The sequence below is a fragment of the Pseudooceanicola spongiae genome, from assembly GCF_014899185.1.
Taxonomy (GTDB): domain Bacteria; phylum Pseudomonadota; class Alphaproteobacteria; order Rhodobacterales; family Rhodobacteraceae; genus Pseudooceanicola; species Pseudooceanicola spongiae.
Map to the genome: position 1 here is coordinate 3,391,146 of NZ_CP045201.1, position 23,240 is coordinate 3,414,385.

Annotated in this window: 24 protein-coding genes; 9 read left to right on the plus strand and 15 right to left on the minus strand. The window is 66.3% G+C overall.

From position 1 onward, the window contains the following. Nucleotides 1-108 precede the first annotated feature (108 nt). Nucleotides 109-1,704: a phosphoglycerate dehydrogenase gene (gene serA / locus F3W81_RS15935; RefSeq protein WP_193080163.1), complete on the plus strand. Its 1,596-nt coding sequence runs from the start codon at nucleotides 109-111 to the stop codon at nucleotides 1,702-1,704. A 59-nt stretch (nucleotides 1,705-1,763) separates the two neighbouring features. Here the strand turns inward: serA and F3W81_RS15940 are convergent, their stop codons facing one another. Continuing rightward, the gene (locus tag F3W81_RS15940; RefSeq protein WP_193080164.1) at nucleotides 1,764-2,141 is read right to left on the minus strand and encodes a hypothetical protein; all 378 of its coding nucleotides are present in this window, start codon (nucleotides 2,139-2,141) and stop codon (nucleotides 1,764-1,766) included. Between the two features lie 219 nt (nucleotides 2,142-2,360). Between F3W81_RS15940 and F3W81_RS15945 the strand changes: the two genes are divergently transcribed. Further along, the gene (locus tag F3W81_RS15945) at nucleotides 2,361-3,116 is read left to right on the plus strand and encodes a metallophosphoesterase family protein (protein ID WP_193080166.1); all 756 of its coding nucleotides are present in this window, start codon (nucleotides 2,361-2,363) and stop codon (nucleotides 3,114-3,116) included. Between the two features lie 75 nt (nucleotides 3,117-3,191). Further along, entirely contained in the window at nucleotides 3,192-4,370 is a 1,179-nt protein-coding gene (locus F3W81_RS15950; RefSeq protein ID WP_193080168.1) for an acetyl-CoA C-acyltransferase family protein, read from the plus strand. A 98-nt stretch (nucleotides 4,371-4,468) separates the two neighbouring features. On the opposite strand, the gene F3W81_RS15955 is transcribed toward F3W81_RS15950, so the two are convergent. From F3W81_RS15955 to puuE, 4 genes are read right to left on the minus strand one after another with little or no spacing between them, the layout of a single operon-like run. After that, the gene (locus tag F3W81_RS15955; RefSeq protein WP_193080169.1) at nucleotides 4,469-5,824 is read right to left on the minus strand and encodes a uracil-xanthine permease family protein; all 1,356 of its coding nucleotides are present in this window, start codon (nucleotides 5,822-5,824) and stop codon (nucleotides 4,469-4,471) included. 51 nt (nucleotides 5,825-5,875) lie between these two features. Further along, entirely contained in the window at nucleotides 5,876-6,361 is a 486-nt protein-coding gene (locus tag F3W81_RS15960) for an ureidoglycolate lyase (RefSeq protein ID WP_193080171.1), read from the minus strand. Beyond that, complete coding sequence (locus F3W81_RS15965) at nucleotides 6,358-7,179, minus strand: bifunctional allantoicase/(S)-ureidoglycine aminohydrolase (RefSeq protein ID WP_193080173.1); 822 nt, start codon at nucleotides 7,177-7,179, stop codon at nucleotides 6,358-6,360. Before F3W81_RS15965 ends, F3W81_RS15960 begins: the two co-directional genes overlap by 4 nt. Further along, nucleotides 7,176-8,588 (minus strand): allantoinase PuuE, encoded by a 1,413-nt coding sequence (gene puuE / locus F3W81_RS15970; protein ID WP_193080175.1) that lies wholly within the window; start codon nucleotides 8,586-8,588, stop codon nucleotides 7,176-7,178. The genes F3W81_RS15965 and puuE overlap by 4 nt, the downstream gene beginning before the upstream one ends. A 102-nt stretch (nucleotides 8,589-8,690) precedes the next feature. On the opposite strand from puuE, the gene uraH reads away from it, so the two are divergent. Then, nucleotides 8,691-9,050: a hydroxyisourate hydrolase gene (gene uraH / locus F3W81_RS15975; RefSeq protein WP_193080177.1), complete on the plus strand. Its 360-nt coding sequence runs from the start codon at nucleotides 8,691-8,693 to the stop codon at nucleotides 9,048-9,050. A 67-nt stretch (nucleotides 9,051-9,117) separates the two neighbouring features. Here uraH and F3W81_RS15980 read toward each other — a convergent pair whose 3' ends face one another. The 3 genes from F3W81_RS15980 to F3W81_RS15990 form a co-directional block, all read right to left on the minus strand. Then, nucleotides 9,118-9,762, minus strand: a complete 645-nt coding sequence (locus F3W81_RS15980; protein ID WP_193080179.1) for an OmpA family protein — start codon at nucleotides 9,760-9,762, stop codon at nucleotides 9,118-9,120. Between the two features lie 173 nt (nucleotides 9,763-9,935). Next, nucleotides 9,936-10,823: a methylated-DNA--[protein]-cysteine S-methyltransferase gene (locus tag F3W81_RS15985; protein WP_193080181.1), complete on the minus strand. Its 888-nt coding sequence runs from the start codon at nucleotides 10,821-10,823 to the stop codon at nucleotides 9,936-9,938. 100 nt (nucleotides 10,824-10,923) lie between these two features. Beyond that, on the minus strand, nucleotides 10,924-11,499 hold the full coding sequence (locus tag F3W81_RS15990) for a Hint domain-containing protein (protein WP_193080182.1): 576 nt from the start codon (nucleotides 11,497-11,499) through the stop codon (nucleotides 10,924-10,926). A gap of 190 nt (nucleotides 11,500-11,689) precedes the next feature. Here F3W81_RS15990 and nth point away from each other — a divergent pair, with 190 nt between their 5' ends. Both nth and F3W81_RS16000 read left to right on the plus strand, forming a co-directional pair. Next, complete coding sequence (nth, locus tag F3W81_RS15995) at nucleotides 11,690-12,334, plus strand: endonuclease III (RefSeq protein WP_193080184.1); 645 nt, start codon at nucleotides 11,690-11,692, stop codon at nucleotides 12,332-12,334. Continuing rightward, nucleotides 12,331-13,317 carry an adenosine kinase gene (locus F3W81_RS16000; RefSeq protein ID WP_193080185.1) on the plus strand — a complete coding sequence of 329 codons (987 nt, stop codon included), beginning with the start codon at nucleotides 12,331-12,333 and terminating at the stop codon, nucleotides 13,315-13,317. The genes nth and F3W81_RS16000 overlap by 4 nt, the downstream gene beginning before the upstream one ends. 70 nt (nucleotides 13,318-13,387) lie before the next feature. Here F3W81_RS16000 and lpxK read toward each other — a convergent pair whose 3' ends face one another. From lpxK to F3W81_RS16030, 6 genes are all read right to left on the minus strand, one after another. Next, nucleotides 13,388-14,395, minus strand: a complete 1,008-nt coding sequence (gene lpxK / locus F3W81_RS16005) for a tetraacyldisaccharide 4'-kinase (protein WP_193080186.1) — start codon at nucleotides 14,393-14,395, stop codon at nucleotides 13,388-13,390. Continuing rightward, nucleotides 14,395-15,615: a 3-deoxy-D-manno-octulosonic acid transferase gene (locus F3W81_RS16010; protein WP_193080188.1), complete on the minus strand. Its 1,221-nt coding sequence runs from the start codon at nucleotides 15,613-15,615 to the stop codon at nucleotides 14,395-14,397. The genes lpxK and F3W81_RS16010 overlap by 1 nt, the downstream gene beginning before the upstream one ends. 6 nt (nucleotides 15,616-15,621) lie before the next feature. Beyond that, nucleotides 15,622-15,867, minus strand: coding sequence for a DUF4170 domain-containing protein (locus F3W81_RS16015; RefSeq protein ID WP_193080189.1), 246 nt, complete (start codon nucleotides 15,865-15,867; stop codon nucleotides 15,622-15,624). A 125-nt stretch (nucleotides 15,868-15,992) separates the two neighbouring features. Next, on the minus strand, nucleotides 15,993-16,844 hold the full coding sequence (locus tag F3W81_RS16020) for an inositol monophosphatase family protein (RefSeq protein WP_193080191.1): 852 nt from the start codon (nucleotides 16,842-16,844) through the stop codon (nucleotides 15,993-15,995). Then, on the minus strand, nucleotides 16,831-18,174 hold the full coding sequence (locus tag F3W81_RS16025) for a TldD/PmbA family protein (protein ID WP_193080193.1): 1,344 nt from the start codon (nucleotides 18,172-18,174) through the stop codon (nucleotides 16,831-16,833). The genes F3W81_RS16020 and F3W81_RS16025 overlap by 14 nt, the downstream gene beginning before the upstream one ends. A 98-nt stretch (nucleotides 18,175-18,272) precedes the next feature. Next, complete coding sequence (locus tag F3W81_RS16030) at nucleotides 18,273-19,736, minus strand: DUF2125 domain-containing protein (RefSeq protein ID WP_193080195.1); 1,464 nt, start codon at nucleotides 19,734-19,736, stop codon at nucleotides 18,273-18,275. Nucleotides 19,737-19,921: 185 nt separating this feature from the next. Between F3W81_RS16030 and F3W81_RS16035 the strand changes: the two genes are divergently transcribed. The 3 genes from F3W81_RS16035 to F3W81_RS16045 all read left to right on the plus strand — a co-directional run bounded on the left by F3W81_RS16035 (nucleotide 19,922) and on the right by F3W81_RS16045 (nucleotide 22,571). Further along, nucleotides 19,922-20,677, plus strand: a complete 756-nt coding sequence (locus F3W81_RS16035; RefSeq protein ID WP_193080196.1) for an SDR family oxidoreductase — start codon at nucleotides 19,922-19,924, stop codon at nucleotides 20,675-20,677. Next, on the plus strand, nucleotides 20,677-21,279 hold the full coding sequence (locus F3W81_RS16040; protein ID WP_193083941.1) for an enoyl-CoA hydratase/isomerase family protein: 603 nt from the start codon (nucleotides 20,677-20,679) through the stop codon (nucleotides 21,277-21,279). The genes F3W81_RS16035 and F3W81_RS16040 overlap by 1 nt, the downstream gene beginning before the upstream one ends. Before the next feature lie 131 nt (nucleotides 21,280-21,410). Continuing rightward, on the plus strand, nucleotides 21,411-22,571 hold the full coding sequence (locus F3W81_RS16045; protein WP_193080197.1) for a TIGR03862 family flavoprotein: 1,161 nt from the start codon (nucleotides 21,411-21,413) through the stop codon (nucleotides 22,569-22,571). Here F3W81_RS16045 and F3W81_RS16050 read toward each other — a convergent pair. After that, nucleotides 22,568-23,170 carry a glutathione S-transferase family protein gene (locus F3W81_RS16050; RefSeq protein ID WP_193080198.1) on the minus strand — a complete coding sequence of 201 codons (603 nt, stop codon included), beginning with the start codon at nucleotides 23,168-23,170 and terminating at the stop codon, nucleotides 22,568-22,570. The two genes, F3W81_RS16045 and F3W81_RS16050, sit on opposite strands and share 4 nt — an antisense overlap. Nucleotides 23,171-23,240 lie beyond the last annotated feature (70 nt).

The window sequence follows — 23,240 nt, forward strand, 5'->3', positions numbered from 1 at the left end:
TCGACGTAGCGTGGCGGGGAGACCCCCGCCCTACGGACAGGCCCAAGGGTAGGGCGGGGGTTTCCCCGCCTGCCATCCCCCCGACAGATATATTCAAGGAGCCCCATGATGGCCCCCCGCGTACTCATTTCCGACCAACTCTCCGACGCTGCCGTTCAGATCTTCAAGGATCGCGGTATTGAGGTCGACTTTCAGCCGGACCTCGGCAAGGACAAGGACAAGCTGGCCGAAGTCATTGGCCAGTATGATGGCCTCGCCATCCGCTCTGCCACCAAGGTGACCGAGAAGATCCTCGAAAACGCCACCAACCTGAAGGTCATCGGCCGCGCCGGGATCGGTACGGACAACATCGACAAGGACGCCGCCTCCAAGAAGGGCGTGATCGTCATGAACACCCCCTTCGGCAACATGATCACGACGGCGGAACACGCCATCGCGCTGATGTTCGCCGTGGCGCGTCAGATCCCTGAGGCCTCTGCCTCGACCCACGCGGGCAAATGGGAAAAGAACGCCTTCATGGGTGTCGAGCTGACCGGCAAGACGCTGGGCGTGATCGGTGCCGGCAACATCGGTGGCATCGTCTGCAACCGTGCGCTTGGCCTGAAGATGAAGGTCGTGGCCTATGACCCCTTCCTTGGCGCGGAAAAAGCCAAGCAGATGGGTGTCGAGAAGGTCGAGCTGGAAGACCTGCTCAAGCGCGCCGACTTCATCACGCTGCACGTGCCGCTGACCGACACCACCAAGAACATTCTGGGCCGCGAGAATCTGGCCAAGACCAAGAAGGGCGTGCGGATCATCAACTGCGCCCGTGGCGGTCTGGTGGACGAAGAGGCTCTGGCCGAGCTGCTGAAATCGGGTCACGTTGCGGGCGCCGCCTTTGACGTCTTCGCGGTTGAGCCTGCCAAGGAAAACCCGCTGTTCGGTCTGCCGAACGTCGTCTGCACGCCGCACCTGGGTGCCGCGACCACCGAAGCGCAGGAAAACGTTGCCCTGCAGGTCGCCGAGCAGATGTCGAACTACCTGCTGGACGGCGCTGTCGAAAACGCGCTGAACATGCCGTCGATGACCGCCGAAGAAGCCAAGGTCATGGGCCCCTGGGTTGCCCTGTCGGGTCACCTCGGCAGCTTCATCGGCCAGCTGACGGACGAGCCGATCACCGCGATCAACATCCTCTATGATGGTGTCGTTGCCGAGATGAACCTGCCGGCGCTGAACTGCTCGGTCGTGGCCGGGATCATGAAGAAGGCCAACCCTGACGTGAACCTGGTGTCCGCGCCTGTTGTTGCCAAGGAACGTGGGATCAAGATCAGCACCACGAACCAGGCGAAATCGGGCACGTTTGACGGCTACGTCAAGGTCACCATCAAGACCCCGACGCGCGAACGGTCGATCGCGGGCACGGTGTTCAGCGATGGCAAGCCGCGCTTCATCCAGATCAAGGGCATCAACATCGATGCCGAGGTCGGGCCGCACATGCTCTACACCACCAACATCGACACCCCCGGCACCATCGGGACGCTCGGGTCGGTTCTGGGGGAAAAAGGCCAGAACATCGCCAACTTCACGCTGGGGCGCGCCTCGGCCAATGGTCAGGCGATTGCCGTTCTCTACCTCGACGAGAAGGCCAAGCCGGAAGCCGTTGACGCGCTGAAAGCCACCGGTCTGTTCGAGCAGGTCCGCCCGCTGGAATTCACCATGGCCTGATCTGTTGATCAGCTGACGCTAGAGAGAGGGCCGTCCCGGTGGGGCGGCCCTTTTCGCATTCAGGCGTGGGTGTCGCGGCCCTTGGTCAGCACGATGATCAGGAAGAGGATCATTGACAGGATCGACAGGACCGAGCCGATCTTGGCCAGTGCCTCTCCGGTCGCATTGATCGCCATGACGATGCCCGGAACGATGGTGACGACGCCGAGCAGCGCGAGGCCAAGGTGCACCTTCGGCAGCAGCCCGTAAGAGGCCTTTGGGTTGACGTGGTAGTAGATGCCGAAGATCGCCATGCTGACCCAGCCGATCAGGTTGAGGTGCGCATGGGCGGGGCTGAGCGTGTGGTCGCCACTGGCCGACATGTGAATGCCCCAGGCCATGCCGACGACGGCGCAGATCGTGGCCGCAACAAAAAAGAGGTAGGAAATGCCTTTCATGGGTGTCCCTCCCGGTGGGGCCTTTGTGGCCCGTTTGCACGCAACTGCCAGCTTTTGCCGCGATGCGTGCGGCGTTTCTACTGCCGGGACAGGGCCGTCACAAAGCACGAAATTTTGCGGGCTTTGTGCGGTGATGTTTACGCTGACTTTCGCGGGCCGGGCTCTGGCCATTGGCGGCGAAAGCTGCTTCCTTCGCGGCGAAGCAGCAGGAGCGGTGTCATGAGCATCTATGCCATTGGAGATATTCACGGACAGCTGGAAATGCTGGAAGGCGCATTGGCCAAAATTGAGGCTGACGGCGGCCAGACCGGGCCGGGTGGCGCGGACGAGGTGATGTTTCTCGGCGATCTGGTGGACCGGGGGCCGCACAGCCGCGAAGTGATCGAACGGGTGCGGTCTGGCATCGCAGAGGGGCGCAACTGGACAGCGATTCGCGGCAATCACGACGACATGTTCCGCAAGTTCCTGACCGGCGGCGTCGTCTGGCACGAAGAGATCAAGAGCGATCTGGCCTGGACGCATCGCCGTCTTGGCGGGCTGGCGACGATGCAGAGCTATGGCGTCGACGTCGCTGAAGGGCGGCCTCTGTCCGAGATCTGGGCCGAGGCGCGGGCATTGGTGCCCGCCGCGCACCGGGAGTTTTTGAACGAGACGCCCTTCTGGGCCGAGCGCGGCAAGGTGCTGTTCGTGCATGCGGGCATCCGCCCGGATGTGCCGCTGGAGGAGCAGACGATTTCCGATCTGACATGGATCCGCGGGCCGGGGTTTGAGGATTATACGCGGCCGCACCCCTGGCTGGTGGTTCATGGGCACACGATCATGGAGCGGCCGATGCACTTTGGAAACCGCATCAACCTCGACACCGGAGCGGGGGCCAACGCGGGGCCGCGGTTCCTGACGGTGGCGGCGTTCGAGGGCGAGGAGTGCTTTGTGCTGACGGACGCGGGCCGGATGCCTTTGCGCCCTGCCACGTAACGTCATTTGGTGGATCTGTTGCGCGGCCCCGGTGGGGCGGGCAAGACAGGGAGACGGATTGAGGGAGGAAAGACCATGGACGATATCGTTATTCTGAGCGGCGTACGCACCGCCATCGGCACCTTTGGCGGCAGCCTGTCGAGCGTGCCCCCGATCGAGCTGGGCACCATTGCCGCCCGCGCCGCGCTGGAGCGTGCCGGGGTCGAGGGCGGCCAGATCGGCCATGTCGCCTTTGGGCAGGTGATCAACACCGAACCGCGCGACATGTATCTGGGCCGGGTGGCGGCGATGCAGGCGGGCATTCCCGACACGACGCCAGCGATGAACGTCAACCGGCTGTGTGGGTCGGGCGCGCAGGCGATTGTCTCGATGGTGCAGGCTCTGGCGCTTGGCGATGCCGATTTCGCGCTGGCGGGCGGTGCTGAGAGCATGAGCCGCGCGCCCTATATCGTGCCGGATCAGCGCTGGGGCGCCAAGATGGGCGATGTGCGCACGCTCGACATGCTGCTGGGCACGCTGAACTGTCCGTTCGGTACCGGGCATATGGGCATCACGGCCGAGAACGTCGCCGCCGAGCATGGCGTCAGCCGCGAGGCGCAGGACGCCTTTGCGCTGGAGAGCCAGCGGCGCGCGGCGGCGGCCATTGAGGCGGGCTATTTCGCCGAGCAGATCGTGCCGGTCGAGATCACTGGCAAACGCCAGAGCGTGCGCTTTGAGGTCGATGAGCATGTGAAGCCGAAGACGACTCTGGAGGCGCTGGCCGGGCTGCGGCCTGCGTTCCAGAAAGACGGCTCGGTCACGGCGGGCAATGCCTCGGGCCTGAACGACGGGGCGGCGGCGCTGGTGCTGGCGCGGGGCGATGCGGCAGAGCGTGCGGGGCTTAAGCCGCGCGCGCGGGTGCTGGGGTATGCCCATGCCGGGGTGCGCCCGGAGGTCATGGGCGTCGGGCCGATCCCGGCGGTGCAGGCCTTGCTGAAACGCACCGGGCTGAGCGTGGCAGATTTCGACGTCATCGAGTCCAATGAGGCCTTTGCGGCGCAGGCGCTGGCGGTGACGGCGGGGCTTGGCTTGGACGCGGCCCGTGTGAACCCGAACGGCGGCGCGATTGCGCTGGGGCATCCGGTGGGCGCGACGGGGGCGATCCTGACCGTGAAGGCGCTCTATGAATTGGAGCGGGTCGGGGGCAAGCGCGCGCTGATCACCATGTGTATTGGTGGTGGTCAGGGGATTGCGCTGGCGATCGAACGGATCTGATCTTTGCGCTTTGAGAGGTGAAAAAGGGCGCGCCTTACGGCGCGCCCTTTGCCTTCGGCGAAAGTATTTTTGGCAAGATGAGAGAGCGCCGGGGCGCCTCAGTCCATGTGGTCGGGCAGGACCAGGTTGAGGATGACCGAGAGGGCGGCGGCGGGCAGCAGGCCTGAGGTTAGCAGGATCTGCAGGGTGCGCGGCAGGTGCTGCAGGGCGGTGGGTTCGAGTTGCAGGCCGAAGCCGACCGAGAGCGAGATGGCAAAGATCACCATGTTGCGGCGGTTCCAGGCGACCTCGGACAGCATGTTGATGCCGGCGGCGGCGACCATGCCGAACATCACCACGACTCCGCCACCGAGCACGTTGATCGGGACGGTGGAGACGATGGCGCCGAATTTCGGGATCACGCCGCAGAGGATCAGGAAGATCGCGCCGATGGTGACGACGTGGCGGCTCATCACGCCGGTCATCGAGATCAGGCCGACGTTCTGACTGAAGGAGGTGTTGGGCAGGCCGCCGAAGACACCGGCGATGGCCGTGCCGAGGCCGTCGGCGTAGGTGGCGCCCGAAATCTCGGTGTCCGTTGCCTCGCGCCCTGCGCCGCCCTTGGTGATGCCGGAGACGTCGCCGACGGTTTCGATCGCGGAGATCACGGCCATGAAGCACATGCCGACGATGATCGCCGGGTCAAAGCCGAAGCCCCACATCAGCGGATTGGGCAGGTCGAAGACCGGGGCGCGTCCGACGCCGGCAAAGCTGACCTGGCCCATCAGCAGCGCCACGACATAGCCCGTCAGCAGGCCGACCAGCACTGCCGAGACCGACAGCAGGCCGCGTGCAAAGAAGCTGAGGGCGAGGGAGACGATGATCACCACGAGGGCCGGGATCCACATGGCGGCGGAGCCGAACTCGGGCTTGCCGAGCAGCGGCACGCCTCCGGCGGCGTATTGGATGCCGGTTTTCAGCAGGGCGAGGCCGATCATCAGCACGATCAGGCCGGTCACAAGCGGCGGCAGGGCGAAGCGCATCTTGCCGATCACCGAGCCGAGGCAGAAGTGGAACAGTCCGCCGATCATGATGCCGGTCATAAGCGCGCCCATGCCAGCGGTGCCTTGTCCCGCGACCGCCGGGATCATCACCGGCAGGAAGGCGAAGGAGGTGCCCTGCACGATGGGCAGGCGCGCGCCGACGGGGCCGAAGCCGATGGTCTGGAACAGCGTCGCCACCCCGGCAAACAGCATCGACATCTGGATCATGTAGGTCATGTCGGGAAAACCGAGCGCGCCCTGATCCGAGCCGAAGCCGAAGCCTGCCGCGCCGGCAATGATGATCGCGGGCGTCACGTTGGAGGCGAACATCGCCAGCACGTGCTGGATGCCCAGCGGAATGGCCTTGGAAAGCGGCGGTGTGAAGTTCGGGTCACGCCGCTGTTCCGGCGTGCCCATGGAGGTGTTGACCATGTTTCTGTCCCCTGACTTTTGTCACTGCGCCCCTGTTGCCGGGGCACTGGGTCAGGAGGTTACAGTAAATGGCTGGTCGAGGAAGTGCTCTTCTAGGTTCGGTGTGGTGCCGATGCGGTCCACAACCGCAAATAGTCCCGGTGCTGCCAAAGGGGTGAGCACGCCGTGCCATGTGTCGCGCAGGAAGTTCACCCCCTGACCCGGCGCGCAGAGGAAAGCGCGCGGCATGCCGGGGGTGCCGTGGTCGTCCGGGGCGACGATGACCATCCAGGGCGACTCGGACATCGGGATGAAGGCCTGCGAGCCTTCGGGGTGACGCTCCAGCAGGTCGCAGGTGTAGGGCAGGCTGCGGGCCTGCGCCTTGAAGATCGAGATGCCCGCCCGGCCTGCCTCGCCGAAATCGAGGCGGGCGCGGTCGTGGTGGCGGTTGCACATCCCGGCGTTGATCACCTTGTCGACCGCGCCGCTGGCGTCGAGGATATCGCCAAAGGGGGCGAAGGCCTCGGGCGTCAGGGGCTCGGCTTTGACGGTGATCACAGGGTCAGCTCCGGATGGCGGTTGACGTCCTTGTAGAGCAGGTAGCGGAAGGGTTCGTCGCCGATCTGTTCGCAGGCCTGTGGGCAGAAGGCGCGCAGCCACATGAAATCGCCGGGGCCGACCTCAACCCAGTCGGTGTTGAGCAGGTAGCGCGCGCGCCCCTCCAGCACGTAGAGGCCGTGTTCCATGATGTGGGTTTCAGCAAAGGGGATGCGGCCGCCGGGCTGGAAGGTCACGATATTGACGTGCATGTCGTGGCGCAGGTCGGTCGGTTCGACAAAGCGGGTCGTGGCCCAGGCGCCATTGGTGCCGGGCATGGCGACCGGGGTTTTGTCGTCGTCGTGGCTGGTGAAGGCAGTCGGTGCCTCGATCCCCGGCGCGGGGGTGTAGCGCTTGCGCACCCAGTGGAAGCTGGTCGTGGCGTCCGTGTCGTTGCTGAGCTGCCAGTCGGCGGCGGGGGGCAGATAGGCATAGCCGCCGGGGGTCAGCTGGTGCACCGCGCCGTCCAGTGTCAGCGTCAGGGTGCCGTCGGTGACGAACAGCACGCCCTCGGCGCCTGCGTCGGGTTCGGGGGTGGTGCTGCCGCCGCCCGGGGTCAGCTCAACGATCAGCTGCGCGAAGGTTTCCGAAAAGCCCGACAGGGGCCGGGCGATGATCCAGGCGCGGCAGCCGGTCCAGCCGGGCAGGAACGAGGTGACGATATCGCTCATGCAGGCCGCCGGGATGATGGCGTAGGCGGTGGTAAAGCGCGCCGGGTCGTAGTGGCGTTCGTCCTGCGCGGGCAGGCCGCCACGGGGGGTGTAATAGCTGCGGGTCAAAGCAGATCCTTCAGTCGGTGATAGGCGATACGCTCAACCTGAGCGCAGGCGGTCTTGAATTCGGTGGCGGCGTCGTTTTGCAGACGCGCGGTGAAGGCGGCGATGATGCCCGCCTTGTCGGTATCCTTGACGGCGATGATGAAGGGAAAGCCGAACTTCGTCTGATAGGCGGTGTTCTGGGCCTCGAAGAAAGCGCGTTCGTCGTCGGTCAGCGCATCAAGTCCGGCGCTGGCCTGCTCGGAGGTGCTCTCTGCCGTCAGGCGTTTCGCGGCGGCGAGTTTGCCGGCGAGGTCGGGGTGGGCCTGCAGCACGCCCAGTTTCTCGGCGTCACTGGCCGAGCGGAAGGGGCGGACGAGCGCGCTCCACATGCCGATGGGGGTGTCATGGGCGGGGCCAAGCTCCAGCTCGAACGCGCGCTCGGCGATCCAGGAGGAGTGTTCGTAGATGCTGCCGAAGGTGGCCACGAAACTGTCGCGGTCCATCTGGCTGGGGATCAGCGCGGGCGTGACGTTGGGGTGCACGGCGGCCCAGTGATCGGCGATGTCGATACGGCGGGGGAACCAGACGTCGCCCTTGGACTGCGCATATTCGATGAATTTCTTCAGCGCGGCGATGCGACCGGGGCGGCCCAGCAGGCGGCAATGCATGCCGATGGACATCATCTTGGGGCTGCCTGCCTCACCTTCCTCATACAGGATGTCGAAGGAATTCTTCAGGTGCTCGTAGAACTGATCCGGGCCGCCAAAACCGGCGGGCACGGCAAAGCGCATGTCGTTGGCGTCCATCGTGTAGGGGATGACCAGTGTCTCGTGCCCCTCAACCGTCAGCCAATAGGGCAGGTCGTCATCGATGGTGTCGGAAACCCACTTCATGCCAAGCTCGGCGGCCAGCTTGACGGTGTTCATCGAGCAACGCCCGGTGTACCAGCCCTGCGGCGCTTCGCCCGTCAGCTCGGTATGCAGGCGGATCGCCTCCACCATATCGGCGCGCTCGACCTCTTCGGGGGCGTCCTTGTACTCGACCCACTTGAGACCGTGGGAGGCGACCTCCCACCCGGCCTCCTGCATCGCCCAGAGCTGTTCGGGGCTGCGGGCCAGCGCCGTGGTGACGCCGTAAACGGTCAGGGGGATACCCGCGCCGGTGAACAGGCGGTGCAGGCGCCAGAAGCCCGCGCGCGCGCCGTATTCATAGACCGATTCCATATTCCAGTGGCGCTTGCCCTCCCATGGCGTCGCGCCGATGACTTCGGACAGGAAGGCCTCGGAGGCCGCGTCACCGTGCAGGATGTTGTTTTCGCCGCCTTCTTCGTAGTTCAGCACGAAAGACACGGCGACCTTGGCGCCACCGGGCCACTGCGCATCAGGCGGTGTGGGGCCATGGCCGATCAGGTTGCGCGGATAGCGGTTCATGTGCTTTGTCTCCGTCTGTACTTTGGGGCTGCCACGGGGGCCGGAGCATAGTCTCCACGGCTGCCGGGGGGTTTCAAGCAAATTTACGGGAAAGGGACAGGAATGGCGACAGGCTACCTGACAACGCATGTTCTTGATACGGCGCGGGGTGTTCCGGCAGCGGGGATGGAGATCGTTCTTTATCGTCTGGCGCATGGCGCGCGCGACGAGCTGGCGCGGATGACGACCAATGCGGACGGGCGCACCGACAGCCCGATCCTGCCGGCGGCGCATTTCCTGCAAGGGCAGTATGAGCTGGAGTTCCACGCGGGTGCTTACCTCGACGCCTGTGGCGTGCCGGCTGAGGCGCCGCGGTTCCTCGACGTGGTGCCGATCCGGTTCGGTATCTCGGACGAGGAGAGCCATTATCACGTGCCGCTGCTGCTCTCTCCCTTCGGGTTTTCGACCTACCGGGGCAGCTGAGGGCCACATAGCAAAACGCCCCGTCCTTTCGGGCGGGGCGTTTCAAATGTCGGATCGTTGCGTCGGATCAGCTGTTCGGCAGGATCACGATATCGACGCGACGGTTCTGCTGGCGGCCTTCCGGGGTCAGGTTCGACGCGCGCGGCTGATCTTCGCCACGGCCGTACGCCTGAACGCGGTTGCCCGAGACGCCGTAGTTGATCAGCGTGCCTGCAACCGAGCTGGCGCGACGTTGCGACAGATCTTGGTTGTACGCGGCGGTGCCGGTGTTGTCGGTGTGGCCGATCACCTGCACGGTGGTGCCCTGGTACTGGTTGATCGACTGCGCAACGGCGCGCAGATCCGACGTCAGGTCGGGGCGCAGGTTGGCGCTGTCGGTGGCGAACAGGATGTCCTGCGGCATGGTCACGACAAGGCGGTCGCCGGTGTTGACGATCTGCACGTTGTTGCCCAGCTGGTTGCGCAGTTCCGCTTCCTGCTTGTCGAGGACGGAGCCATAGGCACCACCGGCCAGACCACCGGCGACGGCACCGATTGCAGCGCCTTTGCCTGCGTCCTTGCTGACAACAGCCCCGAGAGCGGCACCGAGCAGAGCGCCCGTTCCGGCACCGGCGCGGGTGTTCTGGTAGCCATCATTCGGATCTGTACAGGCCGAAAGCAGGATCATCGCAGAGCCGGCAAGGGCAAAGGTGGCGGTTTTCATAAGGTGCATAGCTGCCTCTTTAAAATTCTTCGACCGCGCTGAGCGGCCCAAACACGCTTCAGCACAACGCATGTCGCTAAAGCTCCTAATCTATAACGCACGACTCTCCGGCAGGTTTCCGCTTTTGTAAAATGAATTCCGAGACCGGCGCTTACCCGCCGGTTTGGGCCTTGCCTGAAGGGTCAGGATGGCTGGGTCGCATCGCTCTGCGCGCTTTCCCAGGCCAGCATGGCGCGTTTCACCGGCAGACCCCAGTGATAGCCGCCCAGACCGCCGGATTTGCGGATGGCGCGGTGACAGGGGATCAGAAAGCTGACCGGGTTGCGCCCGACAGCCGTGCCGACGGCGCGCACGGCGCGGGGGCTGCCGATGGCCTGCGCCAGATCGGAATAGGTGCTGACATGGCCGCTGGGAATCGCCAGCAAGGCCTCCCACACCTTGATCTGGAAGGGCGCGCCCAGCATGTGCAGCCGGGTTTCGCCGCGCTGCGCAAAGGCCGGATCGGCGAGGGGGGCGATATGGGCGGCATCCTCGGTATAGGTCGCGCGGGGCCAGCGGGCGGTCATGTCGGCCCAGGCGGCGGCGCGCCCGGTCTCGGCGGTGAAGGCGATCCCGCAGAGGCCCTTGTCCGTCGCCATCACCAGCGCCTCGCCAAAGGGGCTGTCCCTATGGGCCCAGCGGATCGTCAGGCCCGCGCCGCCCAGAGCATAGTCGCCGGGGCTCATCGCCTCCCAGCGCAGAAACAGATCGTGCAGGCGGCCAGAGCCGGAGAGGCCGGTTTCCAGCGCGGTGTGCAGGGTGGAATGACGGGTCGCCAGCAGATCGCGGGCATGGCCGAGCGCGAGGTACTGCTGATAGCGTTTTGGCGACACGCCGACCCAGGCCGAGAAGAGGCGCTGAAAATGCGCCGTGCTCATCCCCATTTGCGCGGCGAGGTCCGAGAGGGCGATCGGCGTCTCGGCCGCGTCGATGGCCTGCATGGCGCGTCGCATCAGGGCGTAGTGATAGCGCGCCTCGACCCCGGTCTGGGCAGGCTCGGTCGCGGGAAGGGTGCGGGCAGGGTCGGACATGGCGGGCCTCATGGCGGGGCGGTTTTGACGACGATAGGCGCGTCTGCCACCCGGCGCGACCCGGTTCTTGCGCGAAATGACGGGGCGGGCGCGCCGCTGTTCAGGCCGCCAGAAGCTCCAGCAGGGAAAGATCTGCGGGGCAGTTCTTCCGGATTAGCTTTGCCTCCTCGCGCGACAGGCAGTGACGGGCAAGGTCCGCGTCGCTGTCCAGCAGCCCGGTGTTGCGGCGCACGGCGGGCGGCAGATCAAGCCGCGCGGCCATGGCAGGATCGGTGGTTTCGACCCAGAGTGCGCCGGCGCTGATGATCTCATGTCGCTCCATCAGGATCAGGTGATAGGTCAGGCCGCCCATCCGGGGGTCGTGGTGGATACGATCACGGCGCGACACCTCGCCAAAGCGGGCCAGCACCTCGTCACAGCCGAAGGTCGCGGCGACCTCGGGGTGCCGGATCAGGCCGCGATGGCCAGGGGCCACGCGGGTCTGTTCGTGCAACACGCCCTGCGGGCCAATCTCGCCGCGCAGGAAGGCCATCGGCGCGGGCAGCGGCAGCCCTTCCGGTGTACGATGCAGCCGGGTGATATGCACGATTGGCCGCGAGCCGTTGTCGCGTGTCAGCAGCCGGTCGCCCGGCGCCAGCCATTCCACAGGCATCTCGCCCTCGATCGTCAGGACCATCGTGCCCGGTCCGAGCCCTGAGATGGGGGATTGCTGGCCGGGGCCGCCGCGGGCCCTTTTGGGGAAAAACAGCGGTGAAACCGGGTGTGAAACGTGCATGTCGCGACCTCCGCACCCAGAATGCGGCTCAGCCCTTGATGCGGGGTTAAATGCCCTTGTTGTAATCGCGCTTTCAGGGCAGAAACCGCGCATGGCCCGCCAATTACCCTATCAGACCCTGCGCGAGATCTTTTCCCGGTTCCAGGCGGCGGACGCCGAGCCGAAGGGCGAGCTGGATCACGTCAACGCCTATACCCTGCTGGTGGCGGTTGCGCTGTCGGCGCAGGCGACGGACAGCGGCGTCAACAAGGCGACGCGGGCGCTGTTTCCCATCGCTGATACCCCAGAAAAGATGCTGGAGCTGGGCGAAGACGGGCTGATCGCGCATATCAAGACCATCGGCCTGTTCCGCAACAAGGCCAGGAACGTCATCAAGATGGCGCGTATTCTGGTGGATGAGTACGGTGGTGAAGTGCCCAATTCCCGCGCTGCGCTCGAGGGGCTGCCCGGTGTCGGGCGCAAGACTGCCAATGTGGTGCTGAACATGTGGTGGCACTATCCCGCACAGGCGGTCGACACGCATATCTTTCGCCTCGGCAACCGCTCTGGTATCGCGCCGGGCAAGGATGTGGTGGCGGTAGAGCGTGCAATTGAAGACAATATTCCGGCAGACTTTCAACTCCATGCCCACCACTGGATGATATTGCACGGGCGCTATACCTGCGTCGCCCGCAAACCCAAATGCGCGGCCTGCCTGATCCGCGATCTCTGCGAATATGAGGACAAGAACCTATGACCAAATATGACGTGATCGGGATCGGCAATGCCGTGATGGATATCATCAGCCAGACAGACGAGGTGTTTCTGTCCGAGATGGCGATCCAGAAGGGCATCATGCAGCTGATCGATCAGGATCGGGCTGAGGTGCTTTATGCCGCGATGCCGACGCGGCGGCAGATCCCCGGCGGCTCGGTCGCCAATTCCATCGCCGGTGTGGCCAATCTGGGGCTGAAGACCGCCTTTATCGGCAAGGTCAGCGACGATGATGTCGGGGCGAGCTATGCCGAACAGACCCGCGCGGGTGGCACCGATTTCCCGAATGATCCGGTGGCGGGGGGCGATCTGCCCAGCTCGCGCTCGATGATCTTCGTCAGCCCGGATGGGGAGCGTTCGATGAACACCTACCTCGGGATTTCGTCCGAGGTCGGTCCCGATGATGTGCCCGAAGAGGTCTGCAACGGCGCGCGGATCCTGTTTCTGGAGGGCTACCTCTATGACAAGGACAAGGGCAAGCAGGCGTTCGAGACGGCTGCCAAGCTGGTGCGTTCGGCGGGCGGGATGGCGGGGATCGCGCTGTCGGACCCGTTCTGCGTTGACCGGCATCGCGCCGATTTCCGTCGGCTGGTGAAGGAGCTGGATTACGTCATCGGCAATGAGCACGAGTGGAAAGCGCTGTATCAGACCGAGGAACTGGATGTGGCGCTGGACACCGCCGCGAGCGAGAGCGGGCTGGTGGTCTGCACGCGCTCTGGTCATGACGTGGTGATCGTCAAGGGGCATGAGCGCGTCACGGTGCCGGTGCATGAGATCACGCCGGTGGATGCCACAGGCGCGGGCGATCTGTTTGCGGCTGGGTTCCTCTATGGGCTGGCGACTGGTGCGGATCTGGAGACGTCGGGGCGGATGGGCTGTATCGCAGCGGCCGAGGTGATCAGCCATTACGGCGCGCGCCCCGAGGCGGATCTGAAGGCGCTGTTTGCCGAGCAGGGGCTGATGTAGCGCCGCCTGCCAGGGGGGGCCGTTGGATATTTATAACAGGGAAACATCAGGGGCGTTCGCGCCCCTTTTTCTATGCGCGGCGCGTGTCGCGGAAGAGGCGGTCGAGGGCCGTGTCGAGGGGGGTGGCGTTGGCGATGGCGAGGCGGACGGGCAGGGTCAGCACCTTCTGGCGGTAGCTTTGCGGCAGGCGCACGGCGTCTTTTTCGGTGGTCACCAGCTGCGCGCCGAGGGCGGCGGCGTCACGCTCCAGCCGGGTGAGGAGGGCGGTTGTCAGGGGCTGATGATCGGCCAGAGGCTCGGCATGGCGGAGGTTGGCGCCGAGGGCGCGCAGGGTGGCGAAGACCTTTTCCGGGTGGGCGATGCCAGCGAAGGCGAGGACGTCGAGGCCCTGCCAGTCCATCCCCGTCTGCAGCGGCGCGAGGTGGCCGGTGAGGTGGGGCAAGGTGATGTGCGGCCCCCAGGTGTTGGCGAAGCTGGACTGGGCCTGCGGGTCACCGATCGAGAGCAGAAGATCTGCCCGGTTGAGCCCGGGTCCAACGGGTTCGCGCAGGGGGCCGGCGGGCAGGCAGTAGCCGTTGCCGAAGCCCTTTGCTGCGTCGACCACGACGATGGAGAGCGCCTTGGTGAGCGAGGGGTCCTGAAAGCCGTCGTCCATCACGATGACATCCGCACCTGCGGCCACGGCGGCGCGGGCGCCTGCGACGCGGTCGCGCGCGACCCAGCCGGGGGCGAAGGCGGCGAGAAGAAGTGGCTCGTCGCCGGTTTCGGCGGCGCTGTGGCGGGTCGGGTCGACGCGGGTCGGGCCGGTCAGGCTGCCGCCATAGCCGCGTGACAGGAAGTGCGGGGTCAGGCCGCGCGCGCTGAGGCGCATCAGCAGGTCGATGGCGGTCGGCGTCTTGCCGGTGCCGCCTGCGTTGAGGTTGCCGATGCAGATCACCGGCACGCCGGGGTCGGTTGGCGTGCCCTGTGCCAGACGCCTTGCGGTCGCGCGGCCATAGAGCCAACCCAGCGGCGAGAGCAGGCGGGCGCGCAGCGTGGGTCGGTCGGGCGGGGTGAACCAGAAGCCGGGCGTCTGCATCAGCGCTTGCCTGCCATGTCGAGCTCGGCGCGAATCCAGTCGACCACACGGTCCGTGGCTTCGGCGCCGTCGGTGGCGACCTGCCAGGCGGCGGCGGCCATGGTGGCGGCCTGATCGGGGGCGATCAGACGCGAGAGCGCCTTTTGCAAGCCGTCGGAATCGCGCACGATGCGGGCGGCTCCGGCCTGGGCGAGGCGGGTGTAGGCGGCGATATGGCGCGACACGAAAGGCCCGTAGACGATGGCCGACCCGAGGGCGGCAGGCGCATAGGGGTCGTGCCCCTTCATGCCGCGCTTCAGCGATCCGGCCATGAAGGTGATGGGCGAGAGGCGATACCACAGGCCCATCTCTTCGGGACTGTCGGTCAGCAGGATCTGCGTTTCCTCACGCGGGGCTTCGTCTTCGGACCAGCGCAGGGCGCGCCAGCCTTCGCGCGACAGGGTTTCGGCCATGACTTCGGCATCCTCGGCGCGGGCGGGCACCAGCACCAGCAGCAGGCGGTGCGCAAGGCGCGAGGCGCGGCGGTGGGCATCCAGCACCGTCTCAAGCTCATCCAGCTGCACCATGGCGGCCAGCCAGATCGGGCGACCAGCCAGACCCGCGGCGAGGTCATCGCGCAGGGCGTCATCGCAGGGCAGGGCGCAGCCGCCTTCCTGCAGGGGGCCGGTGATTTCGATCAGCGCCTGCTCGACACCATGGCGCTGCAGTTTGCGCGCGGTATTGGCCGAACTGGCAAGCACGGTATGAAAGCCCACTAGCAGACGGCGGCTCTGGCCGACGCGCAGGCCCCAGCGGGGTTCGTCAAAGGCGTCTTCCTCGGCCTCGGCCAGCAGCATGGCCAGATTTTGACGGCGCGCCTGATGGAGCAGCACCGGGCGCAGATAGCCGGTCAGCCAGATCAGCAGATCCGGGCGCCAGTGATCGAGAAAGGCGGTGACGGCGGCGCTGTCATCCTCGGGCAGGTCGCCATAGATCAGGCCGGGTTCGTCGAGCGGCGGCTGGGTGCCGCCCTCGGTGAAGGTCAGCAGGATGGTATAGCCTTCGTCCTGCGCAATAAGGCGGCTGGCCAGTTGCTCGGCCGCTTTCTGGCGGGCGGCCAGCGGGCAGTGGATCCAGATCAGCACGCCGCGCGGGCGTGCAGGGACTGCACCCGCCGTCTGCGGGCGCGCAGCACGGCGGGTCAGTGCCTTATAGGCCGCAAAACCGGCAGCGCGCCCCATGTCGGATCAGTGACCCAGTTCCTCGGTGGTGGAGACTTCGACCTCTTCATCGCGCAGGCGGTGAATATGGGCGATGAAATAGCGCATATGGGCGTTGTCCACGGTCTTTTGCGCGGCAGCTTTCCAGGCGTCGAAGGCGCTGGCGTAATTGGGGAACATCCCGACGATATCGATGTCATCGACATCGCGGAACACGTTTTTCGCCGGATCGACCAGCTCTCCGCCGAAGACGAGGTGAAGGCGTTGCGCCATGGGCAGGCTCCTGTTGACGAGGGGCGGTGAGGCCCGAAATTGATGGGGGCAACCTGCGCAGATTGGCCCGCAGGGTCAAGGGGAAGGGGCAAATGCAAGCGGCTTTGCGCGTCTCAGGGGCCGCTTCAGTCGCGCTGTGGCGGCAGTCCGGGGTCGTCTGGCGCAGAACCGGGCTTGTGCGGGCCACGCGGCGCTAGCCGGGCCATCATCTTTTCGTGCAGGCTGGGCCCGGCAGCGATGACCCCGTTCAGCAGGGGACGCGGGTTGTTGAAGCGCAGCGGCGCGCCGATCCGATCCGAGGCGATGGCCCCGGATTCCGAGACGATCAGCGACCCGGCGGCGATGTCCCATTCCCAGCTCGGGCGCAGGGTCAGCATGGCATCGAAACGCCCCTGCCCGACCAGCGACAGCCGGTAGGCCAGCGAGGGCCGGTAGACGCGGGTGAAATCGGGCACGCTATCACGCCAGTTGGCGGCGTCGAAGTTGGGCCGCGCCGCCAGCACCGTCGCACCAGAGAGCGCGTCCTTTCCGGTGCACAGGATCGGCACGCCGTTCAGCGTGGCGCCGCCGCTGCGCGTGGCGGCATAGAGGCGGTCCTTCATCGGCAGATAGACCACGGCGGCGGTGATCTGCCCGGCTTCGGCCACGGCCAGCGAATGCGCCCAGGTCTCGCGTCCGTTGACGAAGGCGCGGGTGCCGTCGATCGGGTCGATGATGAAGACGCGGTTCTGGGTCAGGCGCGCGTCGTCATCGGGGCTTTCCTCGGACAGCCAGCCATAGCCGGGGCGGGCGCTGCCAAGCTCGCGGTGCAGCATGGTATTGACGGCGAGGTCCGCCTCGGTCACCGGGCCCTGATCGTCGGGCTTTTCCCAGGTCTGATAGCCGCGCTCAGCAAAGCCGCGCGCGATCTCGCCCGAGGCAAGGGCGGCGTCGATCAGCAGATCAAGGTCATTGGTGGCGGTCTCAGGACCCTGCAATCGTCATCCCTTCGACCAGCAGAGAAGGCACCACTGTCGCGCGCCATGTCTTGCCGTCGTTCGCCGGGATCAGCCGCTGCAGCATGTCACGCAGGTTGCCCGCAATGGTGCATTCGTTGACCGGCTTGACGATCTCGCCGTTCTCGACCCAGAAGCCAGCAGCCCCCCGGGAATAGTCGCCCGTGTTGGGGTTGATGGTGGACCCGATCATCGAAGTGACCAGCAGCCCGGTGCCCATCTGCGCCATCAGGTCGGCGCGGCTGGCCTCGCCCATGCTCAGCGACAAGTTCCAGTTCGACGGCGAGGGCGGCGAGGACAGACCCCGCGCCGCATTCCCGGTCGAGGCCATGCCGAGCTTGCGCGCGGTGGCAAGGTCCAGCGTCCAGCCGGTGAGGATGCCGTCCGAGACGATTTCGCGCCGCCTTGTGGTCAGGCCTTCGGCGTCAAAGGGGCGGGAGTTGCCGACGCGCACGCGCAGCGGGTCCTCGACCAGCGACATGCCCTCGGGCAGCACCTGTTCGCCAAGGCGATCGCTGAGGAAGGACGAGCCGCGCGCAATCGCCGCGCCATTGACCGCGCCGAGCAAATGGCCGATCAGGCTGACCGCGACACGCTCATCAAACAGCACGGGATAGGAGCCGGTTTTCGGCGCCGTCGCCCCGACGCGCTGCAACGCACGCTCGGCGGCCAGTGCGCCGATTTCATCCGGGCTGCGCAGATCGGCCTGAAAAATCCGGCCATCGCCGTCATAATCGCGCTCCATCCCGGCGCCGGTACCGGCAATCGCCACGCAGGAGGTCGAGCGGGACGAGCGTTTGTAGCTGCCTGAAAAGCCGTTGGTCGCGGCCATGTAGACCTCGCTCGCGCCATATCCGGCAGAGGCTTCGACCTGGCTGATGCCGTCCTGGGCCAGCGCTGCGGCCTCGGCACGCATGGCGTCGTCCTGCAAGGCGGCGGGGTCGGGTTCGGGCGCGGGGTCGTACATCTCAAGGCCTTCGGCGTCGCGTCGCGCCGACAGCTGGTCGGGGTCGGCAAGGCCGATATGGGCGTCCTCGGGGGCCTCGCGGGCCATGGCGACGGCGCGTTCGGCCATCATGGCGAAGGTCTCGGAGCGGCTGTCGGAGCCGGAGACGCAGGCCTGACGCTTGCCGACGAACACGCGCAGACCGGCCTCAAAGCCTTCGGCGCGTTCGGCGTGTTCCAGTTTGCCGCCGCGCACGTCGATCGACAGCGAACTGCCTTGGCGCGAGAGAGCATCTGCCGCGTCCGCCCCGGCCGCGCGCGCGGCCTCCAGCAGCTTATGGGTGAGATCGGCCAGTGATTGCGACATGGGAACCCCTCAAGGAAAACTGTTCCTGACCTAGCCGCTGGGGGGGCGCGGATCAAGGCGGCTGAGGGGCGCAGGGCCCGTCAGCCGCCCCGGCAGCCCTATTCCGAGATGACCTGACCGTTGATCATGACCTTTTCCTCGGGTGTGATGATCACCGTGGTGGCCAGATCGTCAGGCCCCGAGACCTGACGCGCCAGCATCCCGGCATAAAGCGCCGCGCCATAAACAAACTGCGGCGGCAGGATGCCACTGTCGCTCAGCGTCTCAAGCACGCCCATGACGCCCTTGGCAGTCAGGTCGATCTGGCCGCTGAACTTGGGGTAATTGCCAAGGCGGCTGCGCTGCGAGAGGTCCGTGTCAAAGGCCCCTTGCGCCGTGATTTCCGCGCCGATCCCGGTCAGGGCAAAGCGGTCGATGGCCAGCCGGTCAAGCTCGGGCTCTTCGCTTTGCGCGTTGAAACGCCCGGCGCCGGACAGGGCGAGGTCCAGCGACATCGGGTCATGCGGCAACTTGTTGGCGGCATCGAACATCGCCCAGATCGCGTCGGGCACGTTCATGCTCTGCAAGCTCAGAGCCAGGCTGAAGGGCGCGGTCTCGTCCTGCGCCATGGTCGGCCCCGTGGCCTGAAACGTCACCTGATCGACCGAGGTTTCCAGTGGAAAGCCAAGATCCGCATCCGCAAGGGCCAGCGTCACGTTGCGGGCCGAGGCGTCGTAGCTGAAAGCATCCGCATCGATTCGGGCGGTGCCTCTGCCCTCCTGACTGTGCGACTGCAGGTTCACGGAGTCGGTCTCGTCCTTGAAGCTGAACGCCAGGCTGGCAGAGGCAAAGCTCTGCTCGGTGGTCACCTGACGCGCGGATTGCAGGCCGTCCTGACGGACCAGCGCCGTGTCGATCTGACTTTGCGAGGACGAGCTGATGTCGTTCACGGCAAAGCTGAAGGCGACATCTCCGACGGTCGGCTCGCTCATCTGCAGATCAAAGGCGAGGCCAGCAATATCCGAGGTCTGCAGAATACGGATGGTGTCGCCAAGGCTCAGGTCGGCCTGCCCCTTCGGCTCGGTTGCGCGCAGGGTGATGGGGGGCGTCAGCTGCTCCGGCGATGCGGTGGCACTGCGATTCGTGATGCTTTCGAGGCTGACGTTGAAGGCCCGCGCATCGTAGGTGTACCGGGTTTGCCCCGGCACGCCGCTGGCGATCATGCGAAACCCCTGCTGGCCATAGCTGCCGGCAAGGTCGGACGTCGGCGAACTGATCCGGAAGGGCGCGGAATTCGGCAACGAGATCAACACGCTGTCATCGGCAGCAGGGGCCAGTGTGATCTCACCCAGCGTCACCTGCGCGGGCGCTTCGCCACTCTCTCCCGGCAGGGTCAGGGCGATGTTGGTCAGGCTCAGCGTCCCGGCGCTGCGCAGGACATCGGCCTCAATCCCCAGACCGGAGTCGCTGAAGGCGCTTTGCCAATCGCTCCACACGTCATCAGGGGTCAGGGAAAATGCAGGGTTTGCAAATGCTTGGCTAAGAGCAAGACAGCTGACGGCGACGTGAATACGAACGGACAAATCGGTAACTCCTCATGGCACTCCGTGTTGTCGCCGCTCTGCTTGTGCGGGTCAAGCAATCGCACTGCGGCCAGTGGGGCATCGGCGGACTTCGGGGGGCGGGGGTGGACCGCCGCCAGCGGCTTCGATACCTCTGGGGCAAAGGCGCGCCGGTTGCGGTGCGCCGCCTCATAAGGAGACAGCAGATGACGGATCTGACGGGAAAGACAGTGATGATCACCGGGGCCAGCCGCGGGATCGGTGCCGCAGCGGCGCGGACCTTTGCAGACGCGGGGGCGACGGTGGTTCTGCTGGCGCGCAGCGACGAGGAAATCGCGACACTGGCGGGAGAGATCGGCCCCTCGGCGGTGGCGATTCCCTGCGATGTCTCGCGCTACTGGGAGGTCGAGGCCGCTGTGAACAAGGTGGTCGAGACCTTCGGCCGTCTGGATGTGCTGATCAACAACGCCGGGATACTGAAGCCGATCGTCAGCCTCGCCGAGGCCGACCCCGACGAATGGGGCCATGTGATCGACGTCAATATCAAGGGCGTTTTCAATGGGATGCGCGCGGCCATGCCGGTGATGATGGCGGCTGGCGGCGGCACCATCCTGACCGTTTCCTCAGGGGCGGCGCATAACGCTCTGGAGGGTTGGAGCGCCTATTGCGCTTCAAAAGCCGGGGCGGCGATGCTGACGAAATCCGCCCATCTTGAAGGGGTCGAGCATGGCTTGCGCGTCATGGGCCTCAGCCCCGGCACGGTGGCGACGCAGATGCAGCGCGACATCAAGGCCAGCGGCGTCAATGCGGTCAGCACGCTTGACTGGGAGGCCCATGTGCCCGCCGAATGGCCTGCAATGGCGCTGTTGTGGATGTGCGATGCGGCCTCGGACGCGCATTTGGGCGAGGAGCTTTCGCTGCGCGATGAGGCGCTGCGTGCGCGTCTGGGCCTGGGCGCGTGATCCAGCAGGAGGAACTGGCCTCGGGGCAGTGGCTGGTCACCATCGACCGCCCCGACAAGGCCAATTCGCTGACGCCCGAGATGCTTGAGGCGCTCTGCGTTGTCTTCGAGAACCTTGAGGAGGCTCACCTGGTTATCCTGACCGGGGCAGGCCGCGTCTTTAGCGCCGGGGCCGATCTGGAGGCCGCGCGGGACGGTCTTGGCGTCTCGCCCCTGTGGGAGCGGCTGTCGACGGCGGTGGCCGTGGTGCAGGGCCTGACCATTGCGGCGCTGAACGGCACGCTGGCCGGTGGCGCGATGGGGATGGCACTGGCCTGCGATCTGAGGATCGCGGTGCCGGGTGCGCGGGTGTTCTATCCCGTGATGCGGCTGGGCTTTTTGCCGCAGCCCTCGGACCCGGCGCGGCTGGTGGCGCTGGTCGGTCCGGCGCGGGCCAAGCTGATCCTGATGTGCGGCGCGCGGATCGAGGCTGCGGAGGCGTTGGGTTTTGGTCTGATCGACCGGGTGGTCGAGGGCGATGTGGTGGACGCGGCGCGTACGCTGGCGGCGGATGTCATGGCCGCCGACCCGGCCCATGTGGCGGCGATCAAGCGGATGATCTGAGGCTGTCGGGGCGGCGTTTGGACAAGGCGGATGTCTGCGCCAGTATCTGAAGGGTGTTGAAAAGGGGGCTCTGCCCCCGTCGGCAGAGCCGACTCCCCCGGAGTATGAGAGCAAGAAGAAGGTGTGCGGGAATGCGGCAGGCGCTGGTGATCGGGGGCGGCCCGGCGGGGTTGATGGCGGCCGAGGCCTTGGCGGCGGCGGGTTTGGCTGTGACCGTGGCCGAGAAGATGCCGACCATGGGGCGCAAGTTTCTAATGGCCGGCAAGAGCGGGCTGAACCTGACCAAGGACGAGGCGCGCGAGGATTTCATTGCCGCCTTTCGGGCTGAGTGGCTGCGCCCGGCGTTGCAGGCTTTTGGGCCTGGCGAGGTGCGCGGCTGGGCCGAGGCGCTGGGGGTGGAGATGTTCACCGGCTCGACCGGGCGGGTGTTTCCCGTGGGGATGAAGGCCTCGCCGCTGTTGCGGGCCTGGCTGGCGCGGCTGGGGGGCGCGGGCGTGTCCTTGCGCACCCGCTGGGACTGGCAGGGCTGGGACGGGGGCGCGGCGGTCTTTGCCACACCGGAGGGCAGGGTGCAGGTGGGTGCCGACGTGACGGTGCTGGCGATGGGCGGGGCGAGCTGGCCTCGGCTGGGCTCTGACGGCGCATGGGCGCGGCACGTCGGGCCGGTGGCGCCGTTTCAGCCGGCGAACTGCGGCTTTCGGGTCAACTGGTCGGATCATATGGCGGCGCATTTTGGCGCGCCGATCAAGGCGGTGGTGTTGCGGGCGGGGGCTGAGGAAAGCCGCGGTGAGATCGTGCTGAGCCGGGAGGGTCTCGAGGGCGGTGGCATCTATGCGCTGGCGCATCTGCTGCGCGAGGGGGCGGAGTTGCGGGTCGATCTGCTGCCCGACCATACGCTGGCGGATATCGCGGCGCGGCTGGCGCAGGGCAAGGCGGGCGACAGCCTTTCGAACCGGCTGCGCAAGGGGCTGAAGCTGGACGGGGCCAAGCGCGCGCTGTTGCAGGAATGCGCGCGGCCTTTGCCGCAGGACCCCATGGCGCTGGCGGCCGTGCTGAAGGATCTCAGGGTGCCGCTGCAGGGGCCGCAGGACATGGCGCGGGCGATCTCGACCGCCGGAGGGCTGCGGGCCGGGGCGTTGGATGCGGGGCTGATGCTGCGGGACCGGCCCGGGGTTTTCGCAGCCGGAGAAATGCTGGACTGGGAGGCCCCGACGGGGGGCTATCTGCTGACGGGCTGCATGGCGACGGGCCTTTGGGCGGGCCGCCACGCAGCGGCGTTTGCCGGGGTCTAGGCGGCCATCGCCTTTTCCGAAGCGCGGGTGGCGCGGTAGGCGTCGCGCGCCCGCACCCGTGTGGCGTAATCGAGCAGGACCGGGTTTTCGACCGGGAATTTCGCCGAAGTGGCCCAGTCGAGGCAATGCACGGCCAGCAGATCAGGCACGCTGAAGGCATTGCCCATCAGGAACTCGCCCTGCATCCGCACCGCAAGCTTTTCACAACTGCGCGCGAACTCCCACCGCAGGGACTCCTTGATGGCGGGCACGCGGTGCTGTTCGGGCAGGATGAAGCTGTGACGTGTCGCCGTCCAGAGCGGGCCTTCGATCTCGTCCAGGATCTGGTGGGTGACGCCGTCCTGCCGGGCGCGGGCGATGGTGCCCGCAGAGGCGGTGAGGCCGCCGTGCTTGTCGGCGAGATAGGTCAGGATCGCCGCGCTGTCGGTCAGGGGCTGGCCGTCCACCAGCAGCACCGGCAGCTTGCCGAGGGGGGTGTGCGGCGCAAGACTCGCGTCATGTGGGTGGGCGTGGGTGCGCTGATAGGGCTGGCCCAGCTCCTCCAGCATCCAGATGACGCGAAAGGTCCGATTGTTGGCGCTGCCGATGACGTTGTACATGATTTTCTCCTCCCAGAGTTTGGCGGAAGAACAGCGCACCTTGGCCAGAAAAGCCAGCGAAACGTGGCGG

What these genes read in the sequence shown, in the direction of transcription:
- F3W81_RS16050 (WP_193080198.1), bottom strand. Translation starts at nt 23,170, where the DNA reads ATGTACAACGTCATCGGCAGCGCCAACAATCGGACCTTTCGCGTCATC.
- F3W81_RS15990 (WP_193080182.1), bottom strand. Translation starts at nt 11,499, where the DNA reads ATGGTCCTGACGATCGAGGGCGAGATGCCTGTGGAATGGCTGGCGCCG.
- F3W81_RS16000 (WP_193080185.1), top strand. Translation starts at nt 12,331, where the DNA reads ATGACCAAATATGACGTGATCGGGATCGGCAATGCCGTGATGGATATC.
- F3W81_RS16015 (WP_193080189.1), bottom strand. Translation starts at nt 15,867, where the DNA reads ATGGCGCAACGCCTTCACCTCGTCTTCGGCGGAGAGCTGGTCGATCCG.
- serA (WP_193080163.1), top strand. Translation starts at nt 109, where the DNA reads ATGGCCCCCCGCGTACTCATTTCCGACCAACTCTCCGACGCTGCCGTT.
- F3W81_RS15945 (WP_193080166.1), top strand. Translation starts at nt 2,361, where the DNA reads ATGAGCATCTATGCCATTGGAGATATTCACGGACAGCTGGAAATGCTG.
- F3W81_RS15980 (WP_193080179.1), bottom strand. Translation starts at nt 9,762, where the DNA reads ATGCACCTTATGAAAACCGCCACCTTTGCCCTTGCCGGCTCTGCGATG.
- F3W81_RS16010 (WP_193080188.1), bottom strand. Translation starts at nt 15,615, where the DNA reads ATGGGGCGCGCTGCCGGTTTTGCGGCCTATAAGGCACTGACCCGCCGT.
- F3W81_RS16045 (WP_193080197.1), top strand. Translation starts at nt 21,411, where the DNA reads ATGCGGCAGGCGCTGGTGATCGGGGGCGGCCCGGCGGGGTTGATGGCG.
- uraH (WP_193080177.1), top strand. Translation starts at nt 8,691, where the DNA reads ATGGCGACAGGCTACCTGACAACGCATGTTCTTGATACGGCGCGGGGT.
- lpxK (WP_193080186.1), bottom strand. Translation starts at nt 14,395, where the DNA reads ATGCAGACGCCCGGCTTCTGGTTCACCCCGCCCGACCGACCCACGCTG.
- puuE (WP_193080175.1), bottom strand. Translation starts at nt 8,588, where the DNA reads ATGAACCGCTATCCGCGCAACCTGATCGGCCATGGCCCCACACCGCCT.
- F3W81_RS15940 (WP_193080164.1), bottom strand. Translation starts at nt 2,141, where the DNA reads ATGAAAGGCATTTCCTACCTCTTTTTTGTTGCGGCCACGATCTGCGCC.
- F3W81_RS15950 (WP_193080168.1), top strand. Translation starts at nt 3,192, where the DNA reads ATGGACGATATCGTTATTCTGAGCGGCGTACGCACCGCCATCGGCACC.
- nth (WP_193080184.1), top strand. Translation starts at nt 11,690, where the DNA reads ATGGCCCGCCAATTACCCTATCAGACCCTGCGCGAGATCTTTTCCCGG.
- F3W81_RS16025 (WP_193080193.1), bottom strand. Translation starts at nt 18,174, where the DNA reads ATGTCGCAATCACTGGCCGATCTCACCCATAAGCTGCTGGAGGCCGCG.
- F3W81_RS15985 (WP_193080181.1), bottom strand. Translation starts at nt 10,823, where the DNA reads ATGTCCGACCCTGCCCGCACCCTTCCCGCGACCGAGCCTGCCCAGACC.
- F3W81_RS15955 (WP_193080169.1), bottom strand. Translation starts at nt 5,824, where the DNA reads ATGGTCAACACCTCCATGGGCACGCCGGAACAGCGGCGTGACCCGAAC.
- F3W81_RS16035 (WP_193080196.1), top strand. Translation starts at nt 19,922, where the DNA reads ATGACGGATCTGACGGGAAAGACAGTGATGATCACCGGGGCCAGCCGC.